Annotated in this window: 12 protein-coding genes; 6 read left to right on the forward strand and 6 right to left on the reverse strand. The window is 48.5% G+C overall.

Going from position 1 to position 16,171, the window contains the following annotated elements; translation table 11 throughout:
* Positions 1 to 50 precede the first annotated feature (50 nt).
* From accC to aroQ, 3 genes are read right to left on the reverse strand one after another with little or no spacing between them, the layout of a single operon-like run.
* The gene (gene accC, locus ACXAH4_RS01125; RefSeq protein WP_474842057.1) at positions 51 to 1,394 is read right to left on the reverse strand and encodes an acetyl-CoA carboxylase biotin carboxylase subunit; all 1,344 of its coding nucleotides are present in this window, start codon (positions 1,392 to 1,394) and stop codon (positions 51 to 53) included.
* A 13-nt stretch (positions 1,395 to 1,407) separates the two neighbouring features.
* On the reverse strand, positions 1,408 to 1,881 hold the full coding sequence (gene accB / locus ACXAH4_RS01130) for an acetyl-CoA carboxylase biotin carboxyl carrier protein (RefSeq protein ID WP_474848565.1): 474 nt from the start codon (positions 1,879 to 1,881) through the stop codon (positions 1,408 to 1,410).
* Between the two features lie 20 nt (positions 1,882 to 1,901).
* Entirely contained in the window at positions 1,902 to 2,333 is a 432-nt protein-coding gene (gene aroQ / locus ACXAH4_RS01135) for a type II 3-dehydroquinate dehydratase (RefSeq protein ID WP_303572374.1), read from the reverse strand.
* Between the two features lie 255 nt (positions 2,334 to 2,588).
* Between aroQ and ACXAH4_RS01140 the strand changes: the two genes are divergently transcribed.
* The gene (locus tag ACXAH4_RS01140) at positions 2,589 to 3,221 is read left to right on the forward strand and encodes a hypothetical protein (RefSeq protein WP_474880346.1); all 633 of its coding nucleotides are present in this window, start codon (positions 2,589 to 2,591) and stop codon (positions 3,219 to 3,221) included.
* Between the two features lie 77 nt (positions 3,222 to 3,298).
* On the opposite strand, the gene ACXAH4_RS01145 is transcribed toward ACXAH4_RS01140, so the two are convergent.
* Positions 3,299 to 5,116, reverse strand: a complete 1,818-nt coding sequence (locus tag ACXAH4_RS01145; RefSeq protein ID WP_474880348.1) for a protein-disulfide reductase DsbD — start codon at positions 5,114 to 5,116, stop codon at positions 3,299 to 3,301.
* A 296-nt stretch (positions 5,117 to 5,412) separates the two neighbouring features.
* On the opposite strand from ACXAH4_RS01145, the gene ACXAH4_RS01150 reads away from it, so the two are divergent.
* The 4 genes from ACXAH4_RS01150 (at position 5,413) to ACXAH4_RS01165 (ending at position 11,452) form a co-directional block, all read left to right on the forward strand.
* Entirely contained in the window at positions 5,413 to 5,928 is a 516-nt protein-coding gene (locus tag ACXAH4_RS01150) for an FxsA family protein (protein ID WP_119503060.1), read from the forward strand.
* A gap of 263 nt (positions 5,929 to 6,191) precedes the next feature.
* Positions 6,192 to 6,482, forward strand: a complete 291-nt coding sequence (locus tag ACXAH4_RS01155) for a co-chaperone GroES (protein WP_349590566.1) — start codon at positions 6,192 to 6,194, stop codon at positions 6,480 to 6,482.
* 41 nt (positions 6,483 to 6,523) lie between these two features.
* Entirely contained in the window at positions 6,524 to 8,170 is a 1,647-nt protein-coding gene (gene groL / locus ACXAH4_RS01160) for a chaperonin GroEL (protein ID WP_474842047.1), read from the forward strand.
* A 549-nt stretch (positions 8,171 to 8,719) separates the two neighbouring features.
* Positions 8,720 to 11,452: a TonB-dependent receptor domain-containing protein gene (locus ACXAH4_RS01165; RefSeq protein WP_474880350.1), complete on the forward strand. Its 2,733-nt coding sequence runs from the start codon at positions 8,720 to 8,722 to the stop codon at positions 11,450 to 11,452.
* Between the two features lie 21 nt (positions 11,453 to 11,473).
* Here the strand turns inward: ACXAH4_RS01165 and ACXAH4_RS01170 are convergent, their stop codons facing one another.
* The gene (locus ACXAH4_RS01170) at positions 11,474 to 12,784 is read right to left on the reverse strand and encodes a DUF5690 family protein (protein WP_474848559.1); all 1,311 of its coding nucleotides are present in this window, start codon (positions 12,782 to 12,784) and stop codon (positions 11,474 to 11,476) included.
* Between the two features lie 72 nt (positions 12,785 to 12,856).
* Positions 12,857 to 13,612, reverse strand: a complete 756-nt coding sequence (locus ACXAH4_RS01175) for a DeoR/GlpR family DNA-binding transcription regulator (RefSeq protein ID WP_474842035.1) — start codon at positions 13,610 to 13,612, stop codon at positions 12,857 to 12,859.
* A 200-nt stretch (positions 13,613 to 13,812) separates the two neighbouring features.
* Here ACXAH4_RS01175 and ACXAH4_RS01180 point away from each other — a divergent pair, with 200 nt between their 5' ends.
* Positions 13,813 to 16,149 (forward strand): TonB-dependent receptor, encoded by a 2,337-nt coding sequence (locus ACXAH4_RS01180; RefSeq protein WP_474848557.1) that lies wholly within the window; start codon positions 13,813 to 13,815, stop codon positions 16,147 to 16,149.
* Positions 16,150 to 16,171: the final 22 nt, after the last annotated feature.

Consider the following 16,171-nt stretch of genomic DNA (forward strand, 5'->3'; position numbering starts at 1 on the left):
GCACAAACAAAAACACCCGCAAAAGCGGGTGTTTTATCGATTTTTGACGTTTACGCCATACCGAGTTTCTTCTCGAGATAGTGGATGTTAGTACCACCGGCAAAGAAGTTTTCATCGGCCATGATACGGCGCTGTAACGGGATGTTGGTTTTAATGCCGTCTACTACCAGTTCGTCCAGCGCGTGGCGCATACGGGCAATGGCTTCATCACGGCTTTCACCGTAAGTGATGAGTTTACCAATCATGGAATCATAATACGGCGGTACGCTGTAGCCGCTGTAAATATGCGATTCCCAGCGTACACCCAGACCACCCGGTGAGTGGAAAGTGTTGATTGTGCCAGGGCTTGGAATGAACGTGTCCGGGTCTTCCGCATTGATACGGCATTCAATGGCGTGACCACGAATTTGTACCTGTGACTGGTCAACAGACAGTGGCTGACCGCCAGCAATGCGAAGCTGTTCTTTAATCAGATCAACGCCGGTGATCATTTCAGAAACAGGGTGTTCTACCTGAATACGGGTGTTCATTTCGATGAAATAGAATTCGCCGTTTTCGTACAGGAATTCGAAAGTACCTGCACCGCGGTAACCAATTTCTACACAAGCTTTACAGCAGCGCTCGCCAATTTTGTTGCGCATTTGCTCTGAGATACCAGGCGCCGGCGCTTCTTCCACAACTTTCTGGTGACGACGTTGCATTGAACAGTCACGTTCACCTAAGTGAATCGCATTGCCCTGACCGTCTGATAGTACCTGAATCTCAACGTGACGGGGATTCTCAAGGAACTTTTCCATGTACACAACCGGGTTACCGAACGCGGCACCGGCTTCTGCCTGTGTGGTTGCGATAGATTGGATCAGTTCGCTTTCGCTGCGTACAACACGCATACCACGACCACCACCACCACCGGCAGCTTTAACGATGATTGGGTAACCAATGCGTTTAGCAATGGCTTTGTTGCGTTCTTCATCGTCGGTCAGCGGGCCATCGGAACCCGGTACACAAGGTACACCGGCTTTTTTCATGGCGTTAATCGCTGACACTTTGTCGCCCATCAGGTTAATGGTGTCCGCTTTCGGACCAACGAAGATAAAACCGCTTTTCTCGACCGCTTCAGCAAACGCTGCGTTTTCCGCCAGGAAGCCGTAGCCGGGGTGAATGGCAATTGAATTGGTTACCTCCGCCGCAGCAATAATGCGCGGAATGTTCAGGTAACTTTCAGTTGCAGAAGCACCACCGATACAGATGGATTCATCTGCCAGCAGTACGTGTTTTAAGTTTCTGTCCGCGGTAGAGTGCACGGCTACGGTTTTGATGCCCAGTTCTTTACAGGCACGCAAAATACGTAACGCGATTTCTCCGCGGTTAGCTATGAGTACTTTATCTAACATATCGGCCGCCTGATTATTCGATGATGAACAGAGGCTGATCGAACTCTACCGGTTCCTGGTTTTCAACCAGAATAGCTTTAACAACACCCGCTTTGTCAGCTTCAATCTGGTTCATCATCTTCATTGCTTCGATGATACAAAGGGTATCGCCAACGTTTACAGACTGACCGACTTCAACGAATGACTTGGCAGTAGGAGAAGAAGCGCGGTAGAACGTACCAACCATCGGAGATTTAACCTGATGGCCAGTAGGCCCTTGCTCGGCAGCCGGTGCTTCAGCAACAGGCGCAGCGGCAGCAACAGGTGCTGCAACAGGTGCTGCTACAGGAGCAGACGCTGGTGCAGCATAGTTGTAAGCCATTGGTGCAGCAGCACCAGTAGGACCACGGTGGATGCGTACAGATTCCTCACCTTCAGTGATTTCCAGTTCGGCAATACCGGATTCTTCAACCAGTTCGATGAGTTTTTTAATTTTTCTGATATCCATTGTCATTTCTCGTTTTTAATTCAGTTTTTCAGGTTCAGGGCTGCCGTCAATGCGAGTTCATAACCAATGGCACCTAAGCCAAGGATGACACCTGCAGCAACGTCAGATAGATATGAATGATGGCGGAAAGGTTCCCTTGCATGCACATTAGACAAATGCACTTCAATGAAAGGGATGTTTACACTTAACAGTGCATCACGAAGGGCGACACTGGTATGTGTAAATGCCGCAGGATTGATGATGATAGCATCGACCTTTCCCATGGCATCATGAATGCGGTTGATCAATTCGTGTTCTGCGTTAGACTGGAAATGGCTCAGCGATGCACCTGCCGCGCTGGCTTTTTCTACCAGATTATCGACAATGTCCTGAAGCGTCTGGTAACCGTAGGTTTCCGGTTCACGCTTGCCCAACATATTCAGGTTGGGGCCATTAAGTAACAAAATTTCCATAAACTTGCTGCTATCTTTCTTAAAATGATTGCTTACAACGCATTTCAACAGAAAATAACTCTGCTTGCACGAATTTTGGACCATGAATTGTGGATTTCCACCAGGTTAACGGCAGATTATAGAGGATGAGATAGTTTTCGCAGCAAAATACTGGTCTAATCAGGGGAAATAGACGCAAGATTAGATGATAATCTATGGTTTTTTAACACTCTCTATACCAGCTAGACGCTTTTCCATTCTTCCGCGAACATTTGTTTGCACTTAATGTCGTCACCGGCACTTTATTCCCGGCAGCCACGTGTACCTACCTGGTTATTTGTTTCTGCGCATCTTGCCGGTACGGTTAATTTTGTTAGGGAAGATGCGATTAAGTCCCCGATGTTAGATCATATCTGCATAGTAGATCAAAGCCGTCGTCACGTGTTCAAGATGTATGGTTCATATGACGTCACTGAAGACTTCACTGTGGGCTTTAACTCTACGCTTTCAAGCGGTCGTCCGCTGTCTGCGTTTGGTCAGGGCTACCCGGATACAGATCCGAATGTATACGGCAGCTACGGCGATACGTTCTACATCTATCAGGGCTGTGCTGTAGAGGGTGATACCTGTGCACAGGAAGACAAGCTGTACCGCTATGCACCACGTGGCAGTGCAGGTCGTACACCGTGGACCTTCAAGGTTGACTTGTCAGCAGCTTACGCATTCTCTTACGAGGGTGTCGATATGCGTACGTTCATTAACATCTTCAATGTGTTAAATACACAGGAAGCGCTGGCACTGAATGAGCATTACGAGAGTAGTGAAGGTACAGTTAACCAGTGGTATGGCGCAGCTTACAGCTGGCAGGCTCCGCGCTCAGTAAGATTAACGTTCGAGGCGCGTTACTAAAATAACGTCTCACCCGGACCCGAAGCCCCTTCTCCCAAGGGGCTTTTTTTATGCTTGCGGTTTAGCGGGCTGTTCTGCTATTGATTGCCCAGTGCGCGGTTCACGTGGTCAGCAAATGCGTCTGCTCTCATAAACCCCGTTACCCTGGACTGATTGATTTCTTCACCGGCAGTATTGAAAAACAAAATAGTAGGTAATCCCAGTACATCAAACTCGTCCTGGAAAGCCAGGTTCACCGGCGTGTTCTCTGTGAGATCGATTTGCATCCATACCGTGTTTGAAAGCGCAGAGATGACCGCCTCATCGGGAAAGGTGTACTTCTCAAATTCTTTACAGGCCACACACCAGTCGGCGTACAGGTCGACCATCACCGTTTTGCCTTCGGCATTTGCAGCAGCCAGCTTCTGCTCAAAGTCATCCAGGTTTTTAACGACCATAAATTCCGGATGACCCGCATCATTCCCGTGCTGACCACTTTGTTGCGCAACCGGCGATGACGTGCCGCCAAACAGCGTGACATAACCGGTCATGGCGCTGGCGAATAAGCCCAGTGAAACAAGCAAGGTGCGTACACCCTTCATGAAAGACGGCTGTGTGGGCTGATTGACTACGCTATAGTAAGAGAAGGTAGCAAGACCCGTTAATGCCCATAGCAGATTAGTCCAGGACGAAGACCACAGGCGCTCGATAAACAGAATCGCTACGGCCAGCATCATAAAGCCGAAGCTCACCTTCACCACGTTCATCCAGTTACCGGCCTTCGGAAGCAGTTTTCCGCCAGTCATACCAAACAGAATAAGAGGAATACCCATTCCCAGGCTAAGTACGTACAGTGAAATGAAGCCCAATGTCATGTCGCCGGTTTGTGCGATAAACAATAAAATACCGGTAAGTGGTGCGGTGGTGCAGGGAGAAGCCACCAGACCGGACAGCACACCCATCACAAACACGCCGGCAAAATTGCCGCGTTTCTGATTATTGCTTACATCGTTAAGTTTACTCTGCCAGGACGACGGCAACTGAATTTCATACACGCCGAACATGGCCATAGCCAGCGCAATAAACAGCACAATAAACACGCCCAGAATGGCCGGGTGCTGAAGGGCTGCCTGGAACTGTACGCCCGCCGAAGCAACCACAAGACCTAAAATGGAGTAGGTGATCGCCATGCCCTGCACGTACACAAAGCTTAAGGTGAAGGCGCGGCTTAAGCTCATGCCTTTACCCTGACCCAGCACGATGCCGGATAAAATGGGGTACATGGGGAATACGCATGGAGTGAAGGCAAGGCCAATGCCCAGTGCCAGAAACAGTAATAGAGTCACAGGCAGATTGTCTTTGTCAGCCAGCCTTTCAGCCAGCCCGAACTGCTCAGATTTTACCGCTTCGCCGCTGGCTTCTGAAGACGAGCTGTCCTGCTCAGCGGGTTCTGCATTACCCACAGCAGACAGATAAATCACTTTTACGGTCGGGGGATAACACAGGCCGGCGTCAGCACACCCCTGGAAACGGACCTTCACCACGCCATCCTCTTTGGACTGGTTTACCGGAACGGTAAAGGAAACATTGTGGTAGTACACTTCGGTGAGACCAAAAAACTCATCTTCTTTTTCTTTGCCCTCAGGAAATACCGGCTCACCTAATTCGACGTCTTTCCCCACCAGTTTGAACTGGTGCTTATAAAGGTAGTAATCATCTGCAATAGTAAAGTTAAGGGTGAGTTCATCGTCGTTTTGCTGAAAATCAAACACGAAAGCGTCATCAACAGGCAGAAAGTCAGGCTCTTCCTGTTGCGGGAAGGCGTCTCCCTGATTGAAATCCGGAATTTGTGCTGAGGTCTGTGCGGGCAGCAATAAACACAGGCAAATAAACAGCAGGGACGAAAAATACTTCATAACAAGCTTATCCTTCAGAAAAAGCGCAATATCGCGGATGGTGGCTCAGCCGTCCCGATCCGGATACTGCATTATCAGGGTGCAACGGACATTTCCCATAACTGACCGTGGCAGTAGCGGTATTCTTTCAGATTTTTCTGTTCAGAACGAATCCCTTACCGTGAAAACTGTCGTACTCATAAGAAATAACTTGTGTTTAAAGTGAGCAACCCCACTTTACCCTTTCAGTTTGCTGGTAACAGTCTACGAAAATTTGTGCTGCAGCCGGCATTAAACTTAAGCAACGAGGTTTAGTTTTGCGACTTTTATTTTTGCTGTTCGCCATTATGCCCATTATCGAAATTGCCTTACTGGTAAAAGTTGGCGGCATCATCGGCGGATGGAACACCATTGGAATTGTGTTATTAACCGCCTTCATCGGCGCTTACTTTGTGAAGCGGGAAGGCATTCACACCTTACAGATAGCGCAGGAAAAAATGCAGCGCGGTGAAATGCCGGGCAAAGAAATGGTAGAGGGCCTGATGCTGGCCGTGGCCGGTGTGTTAATGGTAACGCCGGGCTTTATCACAGATATTTTCGGTATTTTACTGGTGTTGCCCGGTACCCGTCACCTTATCGCCGGATTTGTCAGCAAGCATATGAAGATGCGTGTGGTCACGGCAGGCTCGTTTCAGCAACAGGGACCTTTTGCCGGTGGCGCCGATCCATTCGGTCAGCGTCCTCAGGGTGGCCAGTACAATGCTGACGGCGATGTATTTGAAGGTCAGTACACCGACAAATCAGCCGGTGAAGATAAGCCCCGCCTTAAATAAGCTTCTGCGGCCGCACGCTCCGTCGTGTGGCCTGATTGTTCTGTTCTTCAATTATTTATCCCGCTCCCCCTGAGAAAAGTAAAAAAATTTGCATTTTTTTCACCAAATCCCCTTGAAGTTGTAGGGTGACTCCCCCATCTATCCACGCAGAACACGATTTGAAGGCAGGAGACTGCTTTCTTTATACAGTAAATGGCGTACACAAGACCGTACGTCCTTGTTAACTAACATTTAGATAGTTGGAATTTTCAGGAGACTTGAAAATGGCAATTCGTCCTTTACACGACCGCGTAATCCTTAAGCGCGCTGAGCAAGAAACTAAATCTGCCGGCGGCATCGTGCTTACCGGTTCTGCTGCAGAAAAATCTACCCGTGCGAAAGTTATCGCTGTGGGTAACGGCCGTATCCTTGAGAACGGTGAAGTTAAAGCTCTTGACGTAAAAGTTGGCGACACCGTTATTTTCAACGACGGTTACGGTGTAAAAACCGAGAAGCTGGAAGGTGAAGAAGTGCTTATCGTTAGCGAAAGCGACATTCTGGCAATCGTTGAGTAATAGACGTTTAACGTTTTAACCGTATTTAGAGGAATTTAAACATGGCAGCTAAAGAAGTACGTTTTGGTGATGACGCCCGCACGAAGATGCTGAAAGGCGTTAACATTCTTGCAAACGCAGTAAAAGTAACATTAGGTCCTAAGGGCCGTAACGTAGTACTGGATAAGTCATTCGGTGCCCCTACCATCACTAAAGATGGTGTATCTGTAGCCAAAGAAATCGAGCTGGAAGACAAGTTCGAGAACATGGGCGCGCAGATGGTTAAAGAAGTAGCGTCTAAAGCAAACGACGAAGCGGGTGACGGTACTACTACTGCAACTGTTCTGGCACAGGCTATCGTAACTGAAGGTCTGAAATCTGTTGCTGCAGGCATGAATCCGATGGATCTGAAGCGCGGTATCGATAAAGCTGTTGCTGCAGCTGTTGAAGAATTAAAAGCTCTGTCTACTGATTGTGCCGACAGCAAGTCTATCGCTCAGGTAGGTACTATCTCTGCTAACTCTGACTCAGAAGTGGGTCAAATCATTGCTGAAGCAATGGAAAAAGTAGGCAAAGAAGGTGTTATCACTGTTGAAGAAGGTCAGGCTCTGCAAAACGAGCTGGACGTAGTAGAAGGTATGCAATTCGACCGTGGTTACCTGTCTCCTTACTTCATCAACAACCAGGAAAATGGCACTGTTGAATTAGACAACCCGTTCATCCTGCTGGTTGACAAGAAAGTATCAAACATTCGCGAACTGTTGCCTACACTGGAAGGCGTTGCTAAAGCCGGTAAGCCTCTGCTGATCATCGCTGAAGATCTGGAAGGCGAAGCGCTGGCAACTCTGGTTGTTAACAACATGCGCGGTATCGTGAAAGTAGCTGCTGTTAAAGCACCTGGTTTCGGTGACCGTCGTAAAGCTATGCTGCAGGACATCGCAATCCTGACTGGCGGTACTGTTATCTCTGAAGAGATTGGTCTGGAGCTTGAAAAAGTTCAGCTGGAAGACTTAGGTACTGCGAAGCGTGTAGTTATAAATAAAGACAACACTACGGTTGTTGACGGTGCAGGTGACGAAGCCGCTATCGAAGGTCGTTGCGCTCAAATCCGTGGTCAAATCGAAGATTCTACTTCTGACTACGACAAAGAGAAGCTGCAGGAACGTCTGGCTAAACTGTCTGGCGGTGTTGCGGTGATCAAAGTAGGTGCTGCTACTGAAGTTGAAATGAAAGAGAAGAAAGACCGCGTTGAAGATGCACTGCACGCTACCCGCGCTGCGGTTCAGGAAGGCGTAGTCCCTGGTGGTGGTGTTGCTCTGGTTCGTGCAGCCGCTAAACTGGTAGACCTGACTGGCGAAAACGAAGACCAGACTCACGGTATCAAGCTGGCTCTGCGCGCGATGGAAGCGCCTCTGCGTCAGATCTCTATCAACTCTGGTGCAGAAGCATCGGTTGTTGTTAATGAAATCAAGAACGGCGAAGGTAACTACGGCTACAACGCAGGTAACGACACTTACGGCGACATGCTGGAAATGGGTATCCTTGACCCGACTAAAGTGACCCGTTCTGCGCTGCAATTCGCCTCTTCTATCGCCTCTCTGATGATCACCACAGAAGCGATGGTAGCTGAGCTGCCTAAAGAAGAAGCTGCTGGTGCACCTGATATGGGTGGTATGGGCGGAATGGGCGGCATGGGTGGAATGATGTAATCATTCTCCGCTTCAGCCACTCGTTGTAATTCAATGAGTTAGAAGCCTATTGAAACTAACTGTGGTACGATTTGTATCACGGTTAGTTTCACACTTTTCCCTTAATCTTTTCCCACGATATTCCATCAGCTTCCCAATAGCTGTCTTTTATTTCCTCTACCCTAAAAATTAAGCCCTGTGTTGCTCTTTGAGATTGCGGAACTTAATCGCAGGTTACTGCTTTATCACAAATTCATTTTTCACATCATTGCTGGAGCACCTTTTCATCCCGCACTAAATGAGTTTACAGAGCCGTAAACCGGACACTTTCATAGAAAATTGCTACCTGTTTGATTTGATGTTTTATCGAACACTAGAAAGCTGAAAAATTGGACTTCATAATAAAATATTCTTGAATTTGTAATTCATATGAGATAAAAAATTGTTATGTGGTGGTGGTATTGCCTCAGACAAAACTTCCGCATCTCAACTTTCTGCTCTCTGCGCTGATACCCGGCTGTAGCGTCGACGGGCCAAACCGATTTTCCGAACACACAACCCGGAGTTTTTATGACTATGAACACGGATGTAAGGCCGAATCGCCGCTTGACTAAGCTGGCGCTCACAATCAATCTTTCGTTATTCGCGAGTCTGGGCTCTGCTGGCGTATATGCGCAGGAAGCTGCCAGTGATGATGCAGCAAATGTTGAAGTGGTCAGCATCACAGGTACGCGAATCCCCAGAGCAGAGATAGTGGCTACCAGCCCTGTGACCTCCATTGATGAATTCCAGCTTCAGCTCGACCGTGCAGTAAACGTTGAAGACATTATTTTCAAACTGCCCCAGGCGCCGGGTGACGGTGCCAGTGGCAGTTCAGCCACCACCATCGACTTACGTGCATTGGGCCAGAACCGGACGCTTGTTCTGCTGGATGGTACCCGGGCAGTGCCTTTCGGCTTCCGTAATGCTGTAGACGTGAATGCTATTCCGGCCGGACTTATTAAGCGGGTAGACGTGCTGACCGGCGGCGCGGCAGCCGTATACGGCGCAGATGCCGTGTCTGGTGTGGTTAACTTTATTCTCGATGATAACTTCTCCGGGATGGAGTTCTCTACCAGCTACGAATTTCCCGATGGCGGCGCGGAGCAGTTCAATGCTGAAGCGGTATTTGGTGGCGATATACTCGATGGTAAAGGTCACCTGACTGGCTTTGTCAGCTACTCCGACCGGGATGCCCTGCTGGCCGGCGAGCGTGATTTTGCCATGCTCAACAGCACCAGTGTGGTTAACACCGGCGGTTATTACACCGATGTGGCCAGCGGCAACAGTTTCGGCATTGCCGATGACGGCAGCATCACCGGTGAGATGAACACCAACGATGTGACCGCAGCGTCGTACCTGGTATCGCCCATGACCCGTAAATCAACCGGCTTATTCTGGGACGTTGATCTGTATGACAATGTGACTTTCTACGGCCGCGCTATGTACTCCCGGGTTGAGGTAATGTCGGCAGGCAGTGTAGGTCAGACGCCGGTTTCCGTGAATGAGACGGTTACCCTGACCACGGACAACCCTTACATTACTGACGATATCGCCAGCCGCCTGACCTTTGATGACAATGGTGAGGCTCAGGTGACGGTGAACCGTAATTTGGGTCTTGGCCTTCAGCGCACCCGGACTATGCGTGACACGGTGCAGTTCCAGGCGGGCTTTAAGGGTGATATCACCGATTATCTGCGTTACGACGTTTATGCCCAGCATGGCAAAACTGAAGAAACCGATAAGGTTTACGGTAGCGGTTATGACACCAGTGCCTCGGGCAGCAGTACTTTTGCCGCCATCGCCAACACTGTAGATTTATTCGATCCGTCAGTAGCGCTCAGCAGTCTAGAGACCACTTTGATCTACCATGATCGCGAGCGCACGCAGAACGTTGCTGCTATCACCTTCTCCGGTGAATCAACGCCGCTGTTTGAATTGCCGGCAGGGCCGGTAAGCTACGCTATCGGCTATGAATATCGCCGCGAAGCCGGCGTGCAGATGCCGGGCGACGCGTTCCGCCTAGGCACCACTTTTTCATCCAGCAGTTCAGCAGAAATAGACGCCAGCTTCTACAGCAGAGAAACCTTTGCTGAGGTGCTGGTACCCCTGCTTGCCGACATGCCCTTCGTGCAGCAGCTTGATTTTGAAGGCGCATACCGCATCTCCAGCTATTCCAACACCGATGCTGACAACACTCACAAGCTGGGTCTGAACTGGACGGTGAATGATGACTGGCGTCTGCGCTGGACTCGTCAGTCCGCCTTCCGTGCGCCTAACCTTGGCGAATTCGCAGGGCCGGTTTCCGGATTGTCTCTGGCATTGTTTGACCCGTATAGCGACCAGTTTATCAGCCGTTTAGCGGGGCGTTTTGAGGGTGACCCCTGCTTGTTAGGTACCGGCGATGCCGACCAGTGTGCCCGCTACGGCGCACCGGCAGTGGGCACTGAGTGGGATTCCTCTACCGCGCTGTATACCTACGGTGGTAACCCGGATATCAAACCGGAGAAAGCGGATTCCACTACCATCGGTGTGGTTTATACACCGGAATACGTTGACGGCCTGGACGTGACCATTGACTGGTACAGCATTGAGATTAATGATGCTATCTGGGTTATTCAGCCAGCAGCGGCGCTGCAGAACTGTTATATCGATAACCCTGTTGCGGGCAACCCGTTGTGTGGCGCAGTGCTGCGTGATGAGGAAACTGGTTTTATCACTACGGCTCTGGTCAATGACTTCAACGTCAGTACCTTTATTCAGGAAGGTCTGGATATCTCTGCTCAGTATCAGTTTGCAGCGCCGGAAGCGATGGGTGGTGATTTTACCCTAAACTACTCAGCTAACCTGGTTACTGAAGCTAAGAAAAAGCTTGATCCGACCCTGCCATTTGAAGACTGTAAAGGCACCTACGGTACGGCCTGTACCGGTGACTACGCCAGCTCACTGCAGGCGGACTATAAGCATCGTCTGTCACTCGGCTGGGGGCTGGATGCCTGGAACGTGCAGGTCAGCTGGCGCCGGATTGGTGATGTGGACTATGCCAGCGACCGCAGTATCGGGATTTCCGCACAGAATTACATCGATGTGGCGGCCTCCTGGCAGGCAACCGGTGAACTGGAGCTGAGCGCCGGTGTGGACAACCTGTTCGACAAAGAGCCACCAGTTCCGTCTGCAGGCGCAACCCGCTTCAATACTGTCAGCGGTTATGATGTGGTGGGTCGTTCCATTGGGGTATCGTTGCGATATCGTCCGTCGCTGTAAGTCAATAGGTTGTCTCAACCGTTAAAAGGCGCGCCCAGGTGCGTCTTTTAACGTGTTGTGCGTTCCTCCCGCAAGCCTTCGCCTGAAAAAGGTCGCAGCCGATAGCATCAGCACCATGCCGATAATTGATACAAAATAGGCGCTGTCTATTAGAAAATGTACCCAGCTCACATCGCCTTCGAACCCACTTTTAAATAGTAATATCGCCACGCCTCCTGCATAGCCTGCTGCATCGGCAATGTAAATGAGGAATCCAGCATTGGCTCTCACATTGACCAAACAAACCAGTCGCTCAAAAACAATGCAGTTGAAAGGCACATAGGCCAAATAAATACTGACGGTCAGGCTTATCATCCAGCTAAGCCCTGAAAGTATACCTTGCTGGAAAAGCAACGAACTGACCCCCATGCCAACAAAGCCTGCAACAACCATGATGTGGTTCACCATTAACGCTCGAAAGTGATTGTTTATCCACATTACACAACCAAGGAGTATAAGCACAACCAAAGAGGCGTAGATTGAGGAAACTGCGAATATGCCCGGTGCATCTCCGTATCCCAATTCTTGCCATAACTCAGTGGCAAAATTGTCACTGAAGTCGCGAATAGCAGAAAGTAACATGTAGGCCAGAGTTAAGCAGGCAAGGCCGGTGAAGTAGTAACTGATTAATGTTAAGCGATCATGGTGGGACATGGGCTGGCGTTTGCGTCGTTCACCAATATCTCGTATTGACGGCGCTGGGGTGCTGGCCAGCCATCGAACGGACAAAAAAAGTGGCACAGTAAATAACAGACCGGTTGCTGCGGGCATCCAGTATTCGTTTACGCCAAGGTGGAGCATAATAAACAGTCCAGCCGATTTAACTACTCCCGTCGACACGATGAAGCTTACCGATAAAATGGCCGCAAGGATCTCTGTGGTGCGTCGACCTTCCAGGTAACTAAAAACGAGTCCCCAAATCATTCCTAGTGGTAGTCCGTTGAAGAACAGCGCCACCCATTTAACGTCATCCGGGAGAAGGGCGAATGTAATGAGCGCGACTTGCGATGCCATGACTAGCAAGAGAATAGCTTTGCCCCGGTGGGCTGTGCTCATTTCTGCAATAACGCGAATACCAATAAATTTTGATACTGCATACCCCACCACCTGAGCAATAATAAGCACGCTTTTAAAGTCTAGACCGAATAATTCTTCTGCTTGTGCGTAATTCGCCACCGTAAAGGGTTTACGAAAGGCATACATACAAAAATAGGTACTGAAGGCGGCAACAGCAGTACTTAAAATAAAGACGATCTGTTCCTTTTTCCAACGAGGAAAAATGCGCTCACACATAAAAAGCGACCCCTTCTTACATTTCTGACGACAGGGTAACGGTAAAGTGTGAACAATTTATTGAGCCAGTAATTATCCTGTGCAAATTACCTCTACTTGTGAAGACGCTAGTGCTTTAATTAATATGTTTGATGGCTGTTGTTCACAAATGAGCGTGTCGACTTGTTCAAGCTGCGCAAATTGAACGGTGCCCGCAGCGTCAAACTTTGAGGAATCTGTCAGTACGATCTTTTTTCTGGCAAGCGTGAGTAAGGCACGCTTAAATTCAGCTTCTTCCGTACTGAAGTCCAGCCATCCACCTTCTGCACTCACTCCGCCCGTTGATAAAAAAAGAATGTCTGGAAAGTGGCGTTGAGCCTGACAAATTGCATCGATACCAAATGCGGCTCGATAATCCATATTCACCACACCGCCAATAATTACCAGGTTGAAGTCGGGCTTACCGGCAATTTCTCCAGCGACTTCTAAAGAATTGGTAATAACAGTGAGGTTCTTTTGTTTTGCGAGTGATTTTGCCAGCCAAAAGCTGGTGGTGCCGCTGTCTATAAATATTGTCATTCCGTCAGTGATGCACATTGCCGCCCTCTCGCCAATTCGCTTTTTACTCTCGGCATTGCGATTTACACGTTGGTAATAGGGCGGTTCCAACTGAGACGCAGGTAATCTTACTCCGCCATGAATTTTCTCAACCCTGCCAGCCGATTCTAATTGGCGTATGTCGCGGCGAATGGTTTCTTCTGATACATCAAACTGACGTGATAGCGCAGTAACGGTAAGAGAACGGTGAAGTTCTACTAATTCTAGAATTGCTGTTTGCCGGTCTGTCATGGTGTTGTCTCGAGTTTTTATCGAAGATAAGTATATGCACTTCCTTGACGTACTCAAGTGAAAACCACATTAATCCACAAAATGTCACATCAATTCACACAAATTGTCACATTATTTCCTTACTCTCAGCCTCATCGACCTATCGGGCTTGTCTTGCCCGACGTTCGCTTTTCACATAAAACCACACACAAGGAAACGAAATGAAAAAGCTTAACTGCTTTGCCCTTTCACCATTAATGCTCGCAATGGCAGGTCCTTCAGTACTTGCAGAAGAAGCACCAGAAAAAGAAAAACAGCAAACCGAAGAGATCGTTGTCATTGGTCAGAAGCAAACCTTTGCATCTAATACCGTCTCGATGGACATGATTTCCCGCCGTCCAGCCAACGCTTCAGTGAATACTGTTGTGCAGGAGTTACCGGGCGTGATCGTTCAGGAAGCGGACACATTTGGGTCATCTGACTGGATGACCAACATTCGCATGCGTGGCTTTAATACCAGCAATGGACAAATTGGTACCACTTTAGATGGTTTACCAAATGGCGGCTCCGGCTACGGTGGTGGTAGCAAAGCGAATAAATTCATCGACGTATTCGATTTAGAAACCGTTGAGGTAAGTCAGGGAACTGCTGATATCAGTTCGCGCTCAAATGAGGCGCTAGGCGGTACGCTAAACTTCATCACAACTGATCCACTAATGGATGAAAATGTTAGTGTTTACTACATGGCCGGGGATCAGGATGCGCGCAAATATCGCTTCCGTTACGATTCAGGAGAGGTGTTTGAGAATACCTATTTCTTTATCAGTGGTTCATCTGCAGAAAACAAAGATGTGTGGGACAATGAAGCGGTTACTGAAAAAGATTATTTAACAGGAAAGCTTATTAGCGATATCAACGGCTATAACCTTACTGCCTTTGCCACTTTTAACGACTCTAACGAAAACGAATATGAGTATGTATCGCTGGAAGATTACTATGAAAACCCGCGTCATGATGCACTTCATGCTAACTGGACGGGCATTCCTGGACTAGATGAAAACAACAGAAATGGCTGGCGAGCACTACGAGAAAATAAATTTTACAGCCTGAAGTTAGACAAAGACTTTGGCGATTTCGCTTTTACTACATCTGCTTATTTCCATCGCATGGATGGTCGTGGTGATTGGATCCCGCCTTACGTCACTGATGTGGATGGCGATGGTACATTAGACGCCGAATTATCAGGAAATACCATTTACGGTGATTACGAAGGCGATGATATCTATTATGTCAATGCTGGTACCACTACACCAGGCACTTTGATTGATAGTTGTGAAGGACGTTATGGATTAAGTGCAGCACAAGATCCCAACTGTTATGAAGGCAATGTAGAGCCGGTGAGTTCGTATCGTACTTCAAACTATAGTAACCGTCGCTTCGGTTTAAATGGGGATATATCTTACGATTTCGTAACGGGTTCGGTGGCGCATACCGTGCGTGCGGGTATTTGGTATGAATATTACGATGCCGACGTTACACGACAATGGCACCTTATTAATAATCCTGAAACCAGTGTTGAATTTAGTCAGACTCCTTACTGGGTGCAATACAAAACAGAATCTAACACCAAAGAGCTCATGTATTACATTCAGGAAAACCTGGAAGTCGGGCCTTTGGCTGCCAGTGTCGGTGTGAAGCAATATCAGGTTGATACTCAAGTCGACCATTTCTACAACGATGATCGCACCGCGAATTTGGATAACACGTCAGACCCTCTGCTGTACGTTGGCGCGACATACACTACGCCCCTTGATGGTCTGGAAGTTTTTGCCGGTTACTCAGAAAACTACAAATCAATCACGCCGGGGATCATTGACTCGGGATTATCGAACAATGAATTGGGGACTATCGACCCTGAAACCTCCGACAATATTGAAGTGGGTTTTCGCTATAACAACCGCGACTTTAATGCTGCTGTGACCTTATACGACATCAAGTTTGATAACCGCATCGTACAACTGGATACCAGTGTGCTTGATGGCATAGACTACAAGGAAGAAGTGGATGGCTCGTACATAAATGCAGGTGGTCAGAAAAGCAGAGGTATGGAACTATTGGCTTCTTATCAGCTAACCGGAGCACTGCGGTTGTCTGGATCTTACACATATGACGATTCCGAATACCTGGGGACAGGGGATGCAGGTCTGGATGCTGACTCGGGCATTGTGGCGGGCAATCAGGTGTACGGTGGCCCTGAAACCTTCTACTCGTTAGCACTTGATTATATGGGCGATGCGATGAGTTCGGGTTTGTCATTAAGACATATCGGTGACCGGTTTATTAATTTTGAAAATAGTGCGTCCGCGCCAGCTTACGATGTTGTAGATGCATACATTGGCGCAGATTTTGTGAATGTAACGCCACAACTTAAAGAAGTGCATGTTCGCTTGAACGTTAATAACTTACTCGATCGCGAGTACATCATAGGCGTAGGCACGAACAGCGTTTATCCTGGATCTCCGCGCACAGTGTCCTTGACAGTTGGTGCAGACTTCTAATTTTTAGCATCAATGCTGTCAT

The sequence above is a fragment of the Alteromonas sp. ABV2_168 genome, assembly GCF_056161165.1.

Coding starts and splice junctions, on each gene's coding strand:
- accC (WP_474842057.1), bottom strand. CDS start 1,394: ATGTTAGATAAAGTACTCATAGCTAACCGCGGAGAAATCGCGTTACGT.
- accB (WP_474848565.1), bottom strand. CDS start 1,881: ATGGATATCAGAAAAATTAAAAAACTCATCGAACTGGTTGAAGAATCC.
- aroQ (WP_303572374.1), bottom strand. CDS start 2,333: ATGGAAATTTTGTTACTTAATGGCCCCAACCTGAATATGTTGGGCAAG.
- ACXAH4_RS01145 (WP_474880348.1), bottom strand. CDS start 5,116: ATGAAGTATTTTTCGTCCCTGCTGTTTATTTGCCTGTGTTTATTGCTG.
- ACXAH4_RS01155 (WP_349590566.1), top strand. CDS start 6,192: ATGGCAATTCGTCCTTTACACGACCGCGTAATCCTTAAGCGCGCTGAG.
- groL (WP_474842047.1), top strand. CDS start 6,524: ATGGCAGCTAAAGAAGTACGTTTTGGTGATGACGCCCGCACGAAGATG.
- ACXAH4_RS01165 (WP_474880350.1), top strand. CDS start 8,720: ATGACTATGAACACGGATGTAAGGCCGAATCGCCGCTTGACTAAGCTG.
- ACXAH4_RS01170 (WP_474848559.1), bottom strand. CDS start 12,784: ATGTGTGAGCGCATTTTTCCTCGTTGGAAAAAGGAACAGATCGTCTTT.
- ACXAH4_RS01175 (WP_474842035.1), bottom strand. CDS start 13,612: ATGACAGACCGGCAAACAGCAATTCTAGAATTAGTAGAACTTCACCGT.
- ACXAH4_RS01180 (WP_474848557.1), top strand. CDS start 13,813: ATGAAAAAGCTTAACTGCTTTGCCCTTTCACCATTAATGCTCGCAATG.